Below are 13,446 nucleotides of genomic sequence, written 5' to 3'. Positions count from 1 at the left end.
ACCAATCTTTTGAAGAATTGGCGGCGTCGGTCAGCGGCGCGGGCCGCGCGCCACCCGTTCGATCTCTTCGCGCACCAGCCGTTCGACGAGCGTCGGCAGGTTGTCGTCCAGCCATTCCTGCAGCATCGGGCGCAGCATCTCCTCGGCGATCTCGTCGAAGGAGCGGCGCGGGCCGGCGTCGAGCGCCTGCGCCAGCGCGCCGAAGGACTGGGCCACGCGCGCGCCGACATCCGGGGAGACGATCGCGGCGACATCCCGGCTGGCGGCAGCCGGCTCGGCGGCGCGTTCCTCGGCGATCGGCTCGACTATCGGCGCCGCCACCGCTTCGGCGACAGGCTCGGCCTTCGCGACGGTTTCGAATGCCGGCACGACGCGGCCGGCATTGGCTGCCATGCGCGCGGTCACGATCGGATTTTCCTCCCGTGCCGGCGCCTGCACCGGCTCGGCGGAAACGGGCTCCGGCATCTCGCGGCTGGCGACATGGCGCTCGGAGGCGGCGCGAACACGGGCGGCGACATCGGCAAGCGACAGGGCCGGCTGCCCGCCCTGCGCCGGTTCGGCACGCGGGACCGGCTGGGCAGCGGCAGAGCGGTGTTCTTCGGCATGGAACTGTTCGACCACGCCCGGATGATCGAGCAGGGTGCGGCCCTCGCTCTCCGTCGTGATGTCGAAGCCGCCGTCGTCCTCGGCATCGGCCGCAAGGTCCGGCATGGCTTCGTTGTTCTCGATGATCTTGCGAATGGACGCCAGGATTTCATCCATGGACGGTTCACGCGCGACATTTGGCTGAGCCATTTCTATCCCCGTTCTCTGCGGCGTCCCTGGCCAGCCTCTACGGGACCTGCCGGACATCACGAAAACCCTAGGCGAGTTCGACGACGAACTAAATCGCCGCGAATCATGTGTTCCCAGTGATGCACAGTTTTGTTTGCCCTGCCAAGGGCAAGGCGATCGCCATCGCCCCGCGCTGCCGCAGGAACCCCATCTCGCCTTGCGGGAAACGGCTTACTTGCCGTCGACGGTTCTCAGGCCGAACCACTTGTCCTTGACGGCCTCGTAGTGCACTTCGGCGCGGTATTCCGCGACCTCCAGCCCCTGGCTGCGCACCGTCAGGCTGCCCGTGGCGGCGAGCAGCGAATAGCTCGCCACGACCGCATTGCGCTGCACGGCGGCAAGGTCTTCCTGCGCATCGAGCACGTTCTGCTGGGCATTGAGCACGTCCAGCGTCGTGCGCTGGCCGACATTTCGCTCCTCGATGACACCGTTCAACGCCTGGTTGGCGGCCTCGATCTGCGCGCGGATGGCCGCGATCGAGGCATTTGCCGCCTCATATTGCGCATGCGCCGAGGCGATCGTGCGCTGGACTTCCATGCGCGCGGAATCGACGAGCAACTGGCTTTCGCCCAGCCGCTCCTTGGCCTGGCGAATCTGACCGTATTCCGCGCCGCCCTGATAGAGCGGAACGGTCAGGCGGGCAGATACCGCCCCACGCAGATTGTCGGCGGGGCCATCTTCCGAATTGACCGATTTATAGACACTTCCCTGCAGGGAGACGCCCGGCAGCATGGCGCCTTCAGCCTCCTTCACATTGTAGCCGGCAGCGTCAACACCGCGCATGGCAGCAAGAATATTCGGATTCTCGCGCATACCCGTCGCCACGGCGTTATCAAGCGAACCCGGCATGGCCTTCTTGGCAGGCGACGGCTGCTTGATACCTTTCGGCATTTCGCCAACGATCTGCACATATGCCGCCTCACTCTGCTTCAGCGACGAGACGGCTGCTGTCAGCAACGCCTTTGCGGAGGCCAGTTCCGCCTCGGCGAGGCTGACGTCGGTCCGCGTCCCCTCCCCGACATTGAGGCGCGCATTGGCGGCGTTCACCTGTTCGCGCAGGAAGGCGATGTTCTGCTTGCGGATGGACACTATCGTCTGGTCGCGCGCGATATTGGCGTAGGCCTCCACAGCCGCCAGAAGAATGGAGATTTCCTGAGCCCGCAGGGATTCGCGGTTCGCCAGAACATTCGCCTCGGCCGCCCTGACACGGTTGAGCGTCTGGAAGCCATCGAAGACCTGCTGGCTGATCGTGATGCCATAACTGGAGGCGACATAGTCCGTCTGCCGACCGGCCTGTCCTCCCAAAATGCCGCGAGGAGGCCGCACATCAAGGTTCGTCCGGCTGGCTTCCGCCTCCGCCACGCCCGTCACATGCGGCCGCATGCCGGACTTGGCGATCGTCACGTTCTCGTCGATGGCGCGCAGGGCGGCGCGGGCGGCGTTGAGGTCCGGGTTGTTCTCGTAGGCCTTGGCCATGGCGCCGGCCAGCGTTTCGGCAAGCGCCGCATGCGGCAGGACGTGGACGGCGGTGGCGAGCGCGAGCGCAAGGGCGGTTCGACGAAGAAGGGACACAGTACGAAACTCCGATCCTGGCCAGCCCGTCGCGAGAGCTGCCTACACACATTTCTCACCGGCGCGAAGGCCGGGCACATCTCATCCGGCATCGGTGGCCGGCCGCGGACGGGTCCGCTCCGCCCGCGATAATGCCTCTTCACTCATTCAGGAACAGTCGTCAGGCCTGTCAGGAAGGATTTGGTAACGACAATAGGGCAGGCCCGTTGCGAAAGTGCAACAAACGGGCCTGCAGGAAGGGTGCGCATCGGCACTGGCTCAGAACACGAATTCCCTGGCCTTGCGGAAGCCCGGCAGCGGCTTGACGGCGGTGTTGAAGACGTTGCGCTCGGAAACGCGCCCGCCTTCCTTGATATAGAGCCGCGCCTGCGAGGCGTTGCCATACCCCTCGACGACGACGAGGCGGCCGCCGTCGCGCAACTGGGCGAAGAGCGCCTGCGGAACGAATTCCACCGCGCCATGCACGAAGATCACCTCATAGGGCGCTTCCGGCGCATAGCCGGCCTCCAGATCGCCGGTGACGACGGCGACATTGTCGTAACCGAGGCGGGCAAGCGTTTCCGTCGCGCTCGCGGCCAGCGCCGCATCGCTCTCCAGCGCCACGACGGAACTGCCGAGGCGCGAGAGGATGGCCGAGGCATAGCCGGTGCCGCAGCCGACCTCCAGCACGACATCGGTGGCGGCGATCTCGGCGAGCTGGATCAGCTTGGCGAGCGGCGACGGCTCCATCAGGTAGCGGCCGGGGGCAATCTGGATATCGTCGTCGATATAGGCGAGCGGCTTGACGGCCGCGGGCACGAATTCCTCGCGCGCGACGGTCAGGAAGGCGTCGAGCACTTCATGCGCCGTGACGTCCGTCGTACGGATCTGGTTGTCCACCATCTTCGTGCGCGCTGCTTTGTAGTCAATCATCTCTAGCCCTGTGAGTAAGCGGCAGACCGCGGCACGAAGGCCCGGTTGCGATGCCGGATGCGTCGCAATTCTCTTAGAGCGGTTTCGGGCCGGGTGTCCATAGGCGGCGATCGTCTGCGCGCAAAAACCGCGCCTCCGCGGTTTCGCCCCGGCCGGCTGCAGGACTTTCCGGAGCTTATCATGAATAAATTACTCAACATATTATTGCCTGCCCCCGCCATAATGTCGTATTGAGCAGTCAGGTTTTCGCGGCGCCTGGCGTCCGCACCATGCCCGTTTTTCGAACGGGCACCGTTTGAATTGAGACATGCAAGAGGAATACACCGTGCTGAAACGGTCTCGACTTCTATTCGCGATCATCCTGATGGCGCTCGCCACTCCGCCGGCCGTCCTGGCCCAGGCCCAGGAAACCCAGGGCCAGGTGCAGGGAACCTCCGCCCAGACAGATGGCCAGCCGGAAGCCGGACAGTCCAGCGGCGCCTCCACGACGACGACCACGACATCGCGGCCCGTGGCCGGCGACACGGCGACCGCGGCCGACGAGGATTTCGACGGCGAGGACGCGACCGAGCTCGATGCCGTCGATGATGCCGGCGCCGGCGAGCGGCAGGCCGGCCTGCCGCACGACCTTTCCCCCTGGGGCATGTTCATGGCGGCCGACATCGTCGTCAAGGGCGTGATGATCGGCCTTGCCTTCGCCTCCGTCGTCACCTGGGCCGTGCTTCTTGCCAAGCTCGTCGAACTGGCGGCAGCCCAGCGCTCCGCCAGCCGCGCCGTGCGGCAGCTCATCGTCGCCCGGGGCCTCGAAGACGGCGAGCAGGCGCTCGGCCGCAACCGCGGCACCGTCGCGCGCATGACGCGCGCTGCCCGCGAGGAAATGGAAGCCTCCGAACCCGTGCTCGACCACGTTTCGGACGGCGGCGTGAAGGAGCGCATCTCCTCGCGCCTCACCCGCATGGAAGTCCATGCCGGCCGTCGCATCGCCAAGGGCACGGGCCTGCTGGCCACCATCGGCTCCACGGCGCCCTTCGTCGGCCTGTTCGGCACCGTCTGGGGCATCATGAATTCGTTCATCGGCATCTCGAAGGCGCAGACCACGAACCTTGCCATCGTCGCGCCCGGCATCGCCGAGGCGCTGCTGGCGACGGCCATCGGCCTCGTCGCCGCCATTCCCGCCGTCGTGATCTACAATTTCCTCGCCCGCGCCATCACCGGCTACCGCCAGAACCTTGCCGATGCCTCGGCCGCCATCGAGCGGCTGGCCAGCCGCGACCTCGACATGCGCCGCTCGCTGCGCCACGGCACGCAGCGCAACGAACGGGCCGCCGGCTCCGTCGTGAAGATCGGGTGACATCATGGCGAGCAAGATCAAGGAAGGCGGCGGCGACGACCTGGAGGAGAACAGCGAGATCAACGTGACGCCGTTCATCGACGTCATGCTGGTGCTGCTCATCATCTTCATGGTGGCCGCCCCGCTCGCCACCGTCGACATCAATGTCGACCTGCCCTCCTCCGTCGCCCAGCCGACGCCGCGCGAGGACAAGCCGGTCTTCATGACGCTGAAGAAGGACCTGACGGTCTCGATCGGCAATGGCGCGATCGCCCGCGACAATTTCGGCCCGGAGCTCGACGCGGTGACGGAAGGCAACAAGGAGGCCCGCATCCTGCTGCGCGCCGACAAGGCCGTCGACTACGGCAATGTCATGGATGTGATGAACCTGCTGCGCGCGGCCGGATACGGCAAGATCGCCCTCGTCGGCCTCGAAGGCGGCGCCCCGGCGCAGCAGCAATAAGAAGGCGAGGCGCGCCTGCGGGCGCGCCGCCCTGCCCCATGGCCTTCTCGTGCCGCATGCCGGATTGCCGGCGAGGGCAACGAATGCTTCGCGAACATCCGCGCGGATGAAAAAAACCGCGTGTTCGGAATAAGCCCCTTGCGCCCTTTCTCAATTCGTTCTAAACGCCCGGCACCACTCGCTTTATAGCAAACGGACGGCCTCGTGGCGGAGTGGTTACGCAGAGGACTGCAAATCCTTGCACCCGAGTTCGATTCTCGGCGAGGCCTCCACTCTCTCCCCTTTATATAATCTACCGGCTTGATTTTACTGCCCAATATCCCACGTATGGTATTGAGCGCATCGTCATGCGCTTTGCCCGGAACCAGGCTGCTCGCATTCGGCCGGGTCGAGCGAGATGAACAGGAGAGAGTCCGATGCCCAGTCTCAAGACCGTCGCGGCCATCGCCATCGCCTTTGCCCTGACGGGCTGCACCGCCGCTTCCGCTCTGGAGCCGATTCCCGGGAGTATCATCTACAAGGGCCAGCCGCGGACGAAGCTGACGAAGGCGCCGATCGGCAGTACCTTCGAACACCGGTTCCGCGACCAGTTCGGCGATGAATATCTGGAGGTTTACCGGATCGCGCCGGATCGTTCCCTGGAACTGCTCTCCCGGCGCAGAATCGACATCGTCGAGTTCGGCCTGGGACGGTAAGCGGTTCAGGGCGCACGAAAAGGCCGGGATGGGTGGACGAGGTCGCCACAACCTGTCAGAAGCAGCGCGGGACGCGACTGCCGATAACGTTAGATCGGGGTCGGGCGACCGATTGACGTCACGTCGCTGCCGCGAGACCACGCTGGCCGTCCCATACGCCCCCTGAGACGCCGGAACGGCTGCCGTGCACCTCGATGCGGCGCCCTGCCCTCACCGCAGCAACAATGCCGTTCCGTAGAGCCCCAGGGCAAAAACCGTGTGCGAAACCAGATTGAGCACCCGCACCTGATTGGCATTGGGAAGCTTCGACGCCGCCACGCCGATCCCCAGGCCGGGCTGGAGCAGGAACCAGCCGGCGCCGACCGTGACGATGCCGAGGATAAAGGCCGGCAGGAAGGTCGGGGCGGCGAACCAGGCCTGCCCGACGATCAGCGCCAGAATGACGCCATAGAGAATGCCGACGGCATAGTGGCCGATCCAGCCGAGCGCGAGCTCCGACGTATGGGGTTCTGCCTTTCCTATATCGTCATGGAAGACGATGCCGTTCTTCAGGTGCCAGAACCAGCGGCCGACCGGCGCCCAGTTCGGCCGCGCCTGGCGGAAGACCTTCCAGAGGAAAACCGCCCACAGGTCCATCAGCACGGTGGCGCCGATGCCGATCGCCACGCCCTTCAACAGCAGTTCCATATGCGCCCCTTGCCCAAAGCTTGTCTTGCCCGGTTAGAGCAGGTCCGTCCCGGCGATGCAACAAAGCCCGTCAGCGCGCACTGCGCCGCGCCTTGCGGGTCGCCCACCAGACGGCAAGCCGGCGTCGCTGGCGGCGGACGAAGGGGGAATCGTGCGAAAGCACCAGAAGGCCGAGCGGCACCATCCAGAATCCGAGCACCGGCAGGAAGCCGAGAAGACCGCCGACGACGAGAAGGACGCCGATCGTGGTGCGCAGCCAACGCGATTCCGGCAGTTTCATCCGCAATGAGCCGATCACGATCTCCCGCGTGCGGGGATCTATCCCGAAATGCATATTTGTTTTTCGCGTCGTCATCCGCCGTCCATTTCACGCAAACGCCTGGTTTTCCAAGGCTCGTCCATCTCCCAGTTGGAGACTTCTCCACAATCAATCAAGTCTCGTGCATTTTTTTGTCAAAAAGCGCTTGGCAAATCGATCAGGCATTTGTATTACGCGCTCACTCCGCGGCGAGCGGATGATCCCTGGTAGCTCAGCGGTAGAGCATTCGACTGTTAATCGACAGGTCGCCGGTTCGAATCCGGCCCGGGGAGCCAGATTCTTGAAGGGCTGCGCTGGATAGCGCGGCCCTTCTGCTTTTCAGCCATCGGCAGATTTCCGCTCTGTAAAGCCGCATCGCCTAGCGTGGGCTGGCCGGCGGGCGCTTCGTGTTCATCTGGAGTTCGTGGCGGCTGGCGAAGCGGCCGAAGAGCAGGAGCAGCTTGCGCTCCTCAGCCTTGCCCAGCCCGTTCCTGCGGCAATGTTCGATGACGTCGAGGACATGGCGGGACTTAGGGGGCGTGAACCGGCGATTGTCGATGTGATGCGTCATCCGGGTGCCTCCTCCGTTCGGTATTCGAACAGGGAAGGAACGCGCCGGGGCAAGGCTTTGTTCCCGGCGCCCTTCGTATCAGGCCACCATTCCGGCGCCGGACTGGCCGGCCTTGCGGGAGAGGCTGTAGTCCCGGTCCTTGAGGGTGCGGCGGAAGACCTGGCTTCGGTCGCGCGGCGGGGCCGAAAGGTCGGCGAGCGGCGTTCCGATCGCGCCATCCGCATAGGTGCCGGTTGCAATGTCGTCCTCTGGCGTGGCCGGGTTCGCCTGAAAAAATCCGAAAAACATCATGCTCTCTCCCGTTTTCCCTCCAAACGGCCGAACGGGATTTGCGTTCCCGCCGACGCCGGATAGACGCAAAATTAACCATGTTTGCTAACAGATCGTTAAAACCCGCCGCTTTTGCGATCCGCAACCATCCCCTTCATGATCCGGCCTGTCACGATTCACGTCTTGGCGTTCGCCGCCATTGACGATAGCCTTCACCCAACGTCGGGTTGGCAGAGGGGCAATCGATGACGACTGAAATGATTTCAGAAAAGGCATTTTCCGAGCACGAAACACTGACGGCCGCCAATTTTGCCGAACGCACGAAGCGCCTGCCGTTGCGCGCCAGGATGGTGTTGCGCGGCCTCCTGGGCCTGGAGACCGGCGCGCTGGCCATGACCGTGCCGGACGGACAGACCTTCGTGATCCGCGGCAAGACCCCCGGCCCCCACGCCCTCGTCCGGCTCAACAACTGGAACCTCGTCCACCGCGCCGTCAGCGCCGGTACGATCGGCGTCGCGGAGAGCTATATGGACGGCGACTGGGAAAGCCCGGATGCCGGCGCCTTCCTCGAACTCTTCCTCGTCAATACGAATGTCGGCCGCAACTATACCAACGGGCCGCGCGGCCTCCTCCGCCTCGTGGAGAAATTCCGCCACTGGCTGAACGCCAACACCCGCCGCGGCTCCAAGCGCAACATCTCGGCGCACTACGATCTCGGCAACGAGTTCTATTCGCAGTGGCTCGACCCGACGATGACCTATTCCTCCGCGCTCTATTCGGGCGGGGCGAACGACCTCACCTCGGCCCAGGTCGCCAAATACCGCGCGCTGGCCGAGGCGACCGGCATCGGCCCGAACGACCATGTGCTGGAGATCGGCTGCGGCTGGGGCGGCTTTGCCGAGTTCGCCGCAGGCGAGATCGGCTGCAAGGTGACGGGCCTGACGATCAGCCGCGAGCAACTCGCCTTCGCGCGCGAGCGCATGGCGAAGGCCGGCCTTGCCGACCGGGTCGAGCTGAAGTTCCAGGACTACCGCGACGAGACCGGCACCTATGACCGCATCGTCTCCATCGAAATGTTCGAGGCGGTCGGCGAACGCTACTGGCCGGCCTATTTCTCAAAACTCAGCGAATGCCTGAAGCCGGGCGGCCGGGCGGGCCTGCAGATCATCACCATCCTGCAGGAGGCCTATGCGGAATACCGGGCCAATCCGGATTTCATCCAGAAATACGTCTTTCCCGGCGGCATGCTGCCGACCCGCGAGCATCTCGCCTCCCTCGGCCGGCAGGTCGGGCTCGCGACGGCCTCCGACATCGGCTTCGGCCACGATTATGCCCGCACGCTCGCCGAATGGCGCCACCGCTTCTGGGCCGCCTGGGAGTGCATCGTGCCGCTCGGCTTCGACGAGCGCTTCCGCAAGCTCTGGGAGTTCTACTTCTATTATTGCGAGGCGGGTTTCCGGGCGCGCAACATCGACGTTCGCCAGGTCGTCTATACCCGGTCCCCTGGCTGACGGACAGACATGGAAAAAATCCCTCTGGAAGGTCGCTCCACGGGAACACGATTTCTTGCAATGCGCCGCTTGCCGGCCGAAAAGACGCTTTCCAATCTAGGCAGATAACGCGAGGCTCGGGTCCCATGGCAATTCTTCCGTCCGTTCTGGATGCAATCGGCAACACGCCGCTGATCCGGCTCAAGGGGGCCTCGGAGGCGACGGGCTGCGAGATCCTTGGCAAGGCGGAGTTCCTGAACCCCGGCCAATCGGTCAAGGACCGGGCGGCGCTGTCGATCATCCGGGCGGCGGAGCGGTCCGGCGCCCTGCGGCCGGGCGGCGTCATCGTCGAGGGCACGGCGGGCAATACGGGCATCGGCCTTGCCCTCGTCGCGCAGGCGCTCGGCTACCGCACCGTCATCGTCATCCCGGAAACGCAGAGCCAGGAGAAGAAGGACGCGCTGCGGCTGCTCGGCGCCGAGCTCGTCGAGGTGCCGGCCGTTGCCTACAAGAACCCGAACAACTACGTGAAACTCTCCGGCCGCCTTGCCGAGCAGCTCGCCAAGACCGAGCCGAACGGCGCGATCTGGGCGAACCAGTTCGACAACGTCGCCAACCGCGACGCCCATATCGAGACGACGGCGCCGGAAATCTGGCGCGACACCGACGGCAAGGTCGACGGCTTCGTCTCAGCCGTCGGCTCGGGCGGCACGCTTGCCGGCGTCGCGGCGGGCCTCAGGGCGAAGAACCCCAACATCAAGATCGCCCTTGCCGACCCGGATGGCGCGGCCCTCTACAACTATTATGCGCATGGCGAGCTGAAATCCTCCGGCAGCTCCATCACCGAAGGCATCGGCCAGGGCCGCATCACGGCCAATCTGGAAGGCTTCACGCCCGACTATTCCTACCAGATCCCCGATTCGGAGGCCGTTCCGCTGGTCTTCGACCTGATCGAGAAGGAAGGCATCGCCGTCGGCGGCTCCACCGGCATCAACATTGCCGGCGCGATCCGGCTCGCCCGGGACCTCGGTCCCGGCCACACGATCGTGACGATCCTGTGCGACTATGCTAACCGCTACCAGTCGAAGCTCTTCAACGCGGACTTCCTCGATTCGAAGGGCCTGCCCGTTCCGGCATGGCTGAAGGCGAAATCGGGGATCAAGGTCCCCTACCAGCCGGTCGAATAGGTCCCATGTCCCTCACCACCACTGCCCTCTTCCGCGACGATTTCTATCTTTCGACGAACGAGGCGGTGGTGACGGCGGTGCACCAGGACGGCAGCATCGAACTCGACCAGACCTGTTTCTACGCGACGTCGGGCGGCCAGCCCGGCGACAGCGGCTTCCTGGAGCGCGCCGACGGCAGCCGCATCGCGCTCGGCCCGGCAGTGACCGGCGCGACCAAGGACATCATCCTCCATCGCCCGCTCGAAGGCGAGGCGCTGCCGATCGTCGGCGAGACGATCGTCGCCCATATCGACTGGGCGCGCCGCTACAAGCTGATGCGCATGCACACGGCCTGTCACCTGCTCTCCGTCGTCTGCCCCTACCCGATCACCGGCGCGGCCGTCGGCGAGGAGGACAGCCGCGTCGATTTCGACATGACGGAGACGATCGACAAGGACGAGGTCACGGCCAGATTGATGGCGCTCGTGCGCGAAAACCATCCGGTCTTCGTGCAGTGGATCACCGATGCGGAGCTTGCCGAAAATCCCGGCATCGTGAAATCGAAGAACGTTCGCCCGCCGATGGGCCTCGGTCGGGTCAGCCTCGTGTGCATCGGCGAAAATTCCGCTGTCGACAGCCAGCCCTGCGGCGGCACCCATGTGTCCGAAACCCAGGAAGTGGGCGCCATCCACATCGCCAAGATCGAGAAGAAGGGCAAGGAGAACCGCCGGTTCCGCATCCGCTTCGGAACACCGGAGGCCTGACGCGACAGGCTCCACGGTAAATCGACCAAGGGCAATTCCAGCAGGAATACGCAGCGGTTTTGCGCTGGGAATTGCGTTGAAACAAAAGGATAGAGCGTTTTCGCGGTTCGAAGCAGCGCAGAAATGCTCTAGGATATTTGCAGCATATTCAATTTCTTGCAGTGCACTTCCCGCGCCGCGGCGGATGCGGGACACTGCCGGCCTGAAAGGGAGAAGACCATGTCCAACGACAGGAGCCGGTTCGTCGTCTCGGCGGATTTCGTGGAAAAGCAGCTTGGCGCGCCGGAATTCCGCATCGTCGATGCCGCCTGGTATCTTCCCGCGCAGAACCGCAACGGCGCGGCCGAATATGCCGAAGGCCACATTCCCGGCGCCGTGTTCTTCGACCAGGACGTGATCGCCGATCATTCCGGCACGCTGCCGCACACCGTGCCCTCGCCGGAATTCTTTGCCGCAGAAGTCGGCAAGCTCGGCATTTCCGACACGGACACCATCGTCGTCTATGACGGCCCCGGCATCTTCACCGCCCCGCGCGTCTGGTGGCTGTTCCGCACGATGGGCGCGAAGAACGTCTTCGTGCTGGATGGCGGCCTCGATGGCTGGAAGAAGGAGGGACGGCCGCTTCAGACCGACCTGCCGGAGCCGGCACCGGCGGTCTTCCACACCAATTTCAACCCTTATACGGTCACCTCGTTCGAGGAGATGCGCGGCATCGTCGCGACGGACGCAAGGCAGATCGCCGATGCGCGCGGCGCCGGCCGCTTCACCGGCGAGGAGGCCGAGCCGCGCGCCGGCATGCGCGCCGGCCACATGCCGGGCGCAAAGAGCATGCCGTCGGGCACATTCTCCGAGGGCGGCCGGTTCAAGGACCTTGCCAGCCTGCGCCGGCATTTCGAGGAAGCCGGCATCGACCTCTCCAAGCCGGTCGTCACGACCTGCGGCTCGGGCATCACCGCCGCGATCATCACGCTGGCCCTGCATTCTCTCGGTCATGAGGACAACACGCTCTACGACGGCTCGTGGTCCGAATGGGGCGGCCGGGACGACACGCCCGTGGCGACGGGGAAAGACTGATGGCAAAGAAGGCCCAGTCCGCGCCGATCGCGGTGCATGTCACCACGCTGGAAATGACCGTGCCGCCGAAGCAGAGCCTGCCGGTGCCGGTCAACGTGCACACCGCCATCCTCAGCGCGCCCGATATCCCGCTCGCCTTCTATCGCTTCCTCTACCGGCAGGTCGGCGGGCGCTGGCACTGGGTCGACCGGCTGCGCATGGACGACGAGACGCTGGCGGCGACGCTGCACGACAAGCGCAACAGCGTGACGGTGCTCTATGTGAACGGCGCGCCCGCCGGCTTCTTCGAGCTGCTGCAGGTCGACGACGCGGTGGTGGAGCTCTCCCATTTCGGCCTGTTCGAGCGGGCGCTCGGCCTTGGCATCGGCAAGTGGTTCCTGCTCCAGACGCTCTATGCCGCCTGGGCGCTCGGCCCGACGCGCGTCACGGTCGACACCAACAATCTCGACCATCCGCGCGCGCTGCAGCTCTACCAGATGTTCGGCTTTTCGCCGGTCGGCACGCGGGATACCGAGATCGTCCCGCTATCCGATGCCGAGCTTCTGGCGCTCGCCAAGCGGGATTGCCTGCCGCCCGGCGAACCGCGTTAATCATTCTGAACGGAACCCAACAGACGGTTCAGGTCCGCTTCAGTTCGTGCATGGCACTTTCCGGCCAACAAAGATCAACCGAGCAAGGAAACACCGCCATGCAACGTCGCGCCTTTCTGACCGCCTTCGCCACCGCCCTCGCCGTTCCCGCCCTTCCGGGTCTGGTGCTTGCGCAGGAAACCCCGTCCTCGGAGATCATCCTGCGCCGGCTCGATGCGGCCCCGACGCGCCGCCTGCGCGATGACGAACGGGTGACGGTGCGCGAATTCAAGCGCCGGCCGGACCTGCGCGGCGCGGCGCCGTCGATCAACATCCAGTCGATCAACTTCGCCTTCGGCTCCGCGGATATCCCGCGCTCGGAATACGGCAAGGTGCGCCAGATCGCCCGCGCCATGGAGCAGTTGCTCCGGCGCCGCCGCCGCGCCGTCTTCCTGATCGAGGGCCATACGGATGCCGTCGGGTCCGCCGCCTCCAACCAGATCCTGTCGGAACGCCGCGCCGAATCGCTGAAGCGGCTGCTCGTGCAGGAATTCGGCCTCCCCTCCCGCGCCCTCGAAACCGTCGGCTATGGCGAGGATTACCTGCTCGTCCAGACGCTCAGCGAGGAATGGCGCAACCGGCGTGTGACGCTGCGCCGCATCGACGAGTTCGTGCGCTGACGCATGCCGGAAATACGGCAATCACCGCGGTTCGGCCCCTGCCGACACCGCGGTGATTGCCTTTCGGGCGA

General features: G+C 65.0%; 16 protein-coding genes and 2 tRNA genes. 11 read left to right on the top strand and 7 right to left on the bottom strand.

Annotation, left to right across the window (positions count from 1 at the left end):
• Window positions 1–30: 30 nt before the first annotated feature.
• The 3 genes from shn_RS07860 to shn_RS07850 form a co-directional block, all read right to left on the bottom strand.
• Complete coding sequence (locus shn_RS07860; RefSeq protein ID WP_064329910.1) at window positions 31–795, bottom strand: PopZ family protein; 765 nt, start codon at window positions 793–795, stop codon at window positions 31–33.
• 210 nt (window positions 796–1,005) lie between these two features.
• Entirely contained in the window at window positions 1,006–2,406 is a 1,401-nt protein-coding gene (locus tag shn_RS07855; protein WP_064329909.1) for a TolC family outer membrane protein, read from the bottom strand.
• 258 nt (window positions 2,407–2,664) lie between these two features.
• Window positions 2,665–3,315, bottom strand: a complete 651-nt coding sequence (locus shn_RS07850) for a protein-L-isoaspartate O-methyltransferase (RefSeq protein WP_133035428.1) — start codon at window positions 3,313–3,315, stop codon at window positions 2,665–2,667.
• A 310-nt stretch (window positions 3,316–3,625) separates the two neighbouring features.
• Between shn_RS07850 and exbB the strand changes: the two genes are divergently transcribed.
• From exbB to shn_RS07830, 4 genes are all read left to right on the top strand, one after another.
• A complete protein-coding gene (gene exbB, locus shn_RS07845) occupies window positions 3,626–4,669 on the top strand; it encodes a tonB-system energizer ExbB (protein ID WP_064329907.1) in 1,044 nt (347 codons plus the stop codon).
• Window positions 4,670–4,673: 4 nt separating this feature from the next.
• Entirely contained in the window at window positions 4,674–5,111 is a 438-nt protein-coding gene (gene exbD / locus shn_RS07840; RefSeq protein ID WP_064329906.1) for a TonB system transport protein ExbD, read from the top strand.
• A 198-nt stretch (window positions 5,112–5,309) separates the two neighbouring features.
• A tRNA-Cys gene (locus tag shn_RS07835) sits at window positions 5,310–5,383 on the top strand.
• Between the two features lie 144 nt (window positions 5,384–5,527).
• Window positions 5,528–5,806: a hypothetical protein gene (locus tag shn_RS07830; RefSeq protein WP_064329905.1), complete on the top strand. Its 279-nt coding sequence runs from the start codon at window positions 5,528–5,530 to the stop codon at window positions 5,804–5,806.
• A gap of 210 nt (window positions 5,807–6,016) precedes the next feature.
• On the opposite strand, the gene shn_RS07825 is transcribed toward shn_RS07830, so the two are convergent.
• On the bottom strand, window positions 6,017–6,493 hold the full coding sequence (locus shn_RS07825) for a DUF2938 domain-containing protein (RefSeq protein ID WP_064329904.1): 477 nt from the start codon (window positions 6,491–6,493) through the stop codon (window positions 6,017–6,019).
• Between the two features lie 70 nt (window positions 6,494–6,563).
• The gene (locus shn_RS07820) at window positions 6,564–6,848 is read right to left on the bottom strand and encodes a hypothetical protein (protein ID WP_064329903.1); all 285 of its coding nucleotides are present in this window, start codon (window positions 6,846–6,848) and stop codon (window positions 6,564–6,566) included.
• A 164-nt stretch (window positions 6,849–7,012) separates the two neighbouring features.
• Here shn_RS07820 and shn_RS07815 point away from each other — a divergent pair.
• A tRNA-Asn gene (locus tag shn_RS07815) sits at window positions 7,013–7,087 on the top strand.
• Window positions 7,088–7,170: 83 nt separating this feature from the next.
• Here the strand turns inward: shn_RS07815 and shn_RS07810 are convergent.
• Together shn_RS07810 and shn_RS07805 are read right to left on the bottom strand one after the other, a co-directional pair.
• Complete coding sequence (locus shn_RS07810; RefSeq protein WP_064329902.1) at window positions 7,171–7,362, bottom strand: hypothetical protein; 192 nt, start codon at window positions 7,360–7,362, stop codon at window positions 7,171–7,173.
• Window positions 7,363–7,440: 78 nt separating this feature from the next.
• Window positions 7,441–7,653 (bottom strand): hypothetical protein, encoded by a 213-nt coding sequence (locus shn_RS07805; RefSeq protein WP_064329901.1) that lies wholly within the window; start codon window positions 7,651–7,653, stop codon window positions 7,441–7,443.
• A 224-nt stretch (window positions 7,654–7,877) separates the two neighbouring features.
• On the opposite strand from shn_RS07805, the gene shn_RS07800 reads away from it, so the two are divergent.
• The 6 genes from shn_RS07800 to shn_RS07775 all read left to right on the top strand — a co-directional run bounded on the left by shn_RS07800 (window position 7,878) and on the right by shn_RS07775 (window position 13,375).
• Entirely contained in the window at window positions 7,878–9,143 is a 1,266-nt protein-coding gene (locus shn_RS07800; protein ID WP_064329900.1) for a cyclopropane-fatty-acyl-phospholipid synthase family protein, read from the top strand.
• Window positions 9,144–9,268: 125 nt separating this feature from the next.
• A complete protein-coding gene (locus shn_RS07795) occupies window positions 9,269–10,309 on the top strand; it encodes a cysteine synthase A (protein ID WP_064329899.1) in 1,041 nt (346 codons plus the stop codon).
• Window positions 10,310–10,314: 5 nt separating this feature from the next.
• Window positions 10,315–11,052, top strand: coding sequence for an alanyl-tRNA editing protein (locus shn_RS07790; RefSeq protein WP_064329898.1), 738 nt, complete (start codon window positions 10,315–10,317; stop codon window positions 11,050–11,052).
• Between the two features lie 219 nt (window positions 11,053–11,271).
• Window positions 11,272–12,126, top strand: coding sequence for a 3-mercaptopyruvate sulfurtransferase (gene sseA, locus shn_RS07785; protein ID WP_064329897.1), 855 nt, complete (start codon window positions 11,272–11,274; stop codon window positions 12,124–12,126).
• Window positions 12,126–12,716, top strand: coding sequence for a GNAT family N-acetyltransferase (locus shn_RS07780; protein ID WP_064329896.1), 591 nt, complete (start codon window positions 12,126–12,128; stop codon window positions 12,714–12,716). The genes sseA and shn_RS07780 overlap by 1 nt, the downstream gene beginning before the upstream one ends.
• Window positions 12,717–12,814: 98 nt before the next feature.
• Window positions 12,815–13,375, top strand: a complete 561-nt coding sequence (locus shn_RS07775) for an OmpA family protein (protein ID WP_064329895.1) — start codon at window positions 12,815–12,817, stop codon at window positions 13,373–13,375.
• The last annotated feature ends 71 nt before the right edge of the window (window positions 13,376–13,446 follow it).

This window comes from Shinella sp. HZN7, assembly GCF_001652565.1.
In the GTDB taxonomy this organism is placed as follows: domain Bacteria; phylum Pseudomonadota; class Alphaproteobacteria; order Rhizobiales; family Rhizobiaceae; genus Shinella; species Shinella granuli.
Note: the sequence above shows the minus strand (reverse complement) of the source record. Positions and strands in the feature narration are given on the sequence as shown.

Coding starts and splice junctions, on each gene's coding strand:
- shn_RS07825 (WP_064329904.1), bottom strand. CDS start 6,493: ATGGAACTGCTGTTGAAGGGCGTGGCGATCGGCATCGGCGCCACCGTG.
- shn_RS07810 (WP_064329902.1), bottom strand. CDS start 7,362: ATGACGCATCACATCGACAATCGCCGGTTCACGCCCCCTAAGTCCCGC.
- shn_RS07820 (WP_064329903.1), bottom strand. CDS start 6,848: ATGACGACGCGAAAAACAAATATGCATTTCGGGATAGATCCCCGCACG.
- sseA (WP_064329897.1), top strand. CDS start 11,272: ATGTCCAACGACAGGAGCCGGTTCGTCGTCTCGGCGGATTTCGTGGAA.
- shn_RS07780 (WP_064329896.1), top strand. CDS start 12,126: ATGGCAAAGAAGGCCCAGTCCGCGCCGATCGCGGTGCATGTCACCACG.
- shn_RS07795 (WP_064329899.1), top strand. CDS start 9,269: ATGGCAATTCTTCCGTCCGTTCTGGATGCAATCGGCAACACGCCGCTG.
- exbB (WP_064329907.1), top strand. CDS start 3,626: ATGCAAGAGGAATACACCGTGCTGAAACGGTCTCGACTTCTATTCGCG.
- shn_RS07800 (WP_064329900.1), top strand. CDS start 7,878: ATGACGACTGAAATGATTTCAGAAAAGGCATTTTCCGAGCACGAAACA.
- shn_RS07860 (WP_064329910.1), bottom strand. CDS start 795: ATGGCTCAGCCAAATGTCGCGCGTGAACCGTCCATGGATGAAATCCTG.
- shn_RS07790 (WP_064329898.1), top strand. CDS start 10,315: ATGTCCCTCACCACCACTGCCCTCTTCCGCGACGATTTCTATCTTTCG.
- shn_RS07805 (WP_064329901.1), bottom strand. CDS start 7,653: ATGATGTTTTTCGGATTTTTTCAGGCGAACCCGGCCACGCCAGAGGAC.
- shn_RS07830 (WP_064329905.1), top strand. CDS start 5,528: ATGCCCAGTCTCAAGACCGTCGCGGCCATCGCCATCGCCTTTGCCCTG.
- exbD (WP_064329906.1), top strand. CDS start 4,674: ATGGCGAGCAAGATCAAGGAAGGCGGCGGCGACGACCTGGAGGAGAAC.
- shn_RS07775 (WP_064329895.1), top strand. CDS start 12,815: ATGCAACGTCGCGCCTTTCTGACCGCCTTCGCCACCGCCCTCGCCGTT.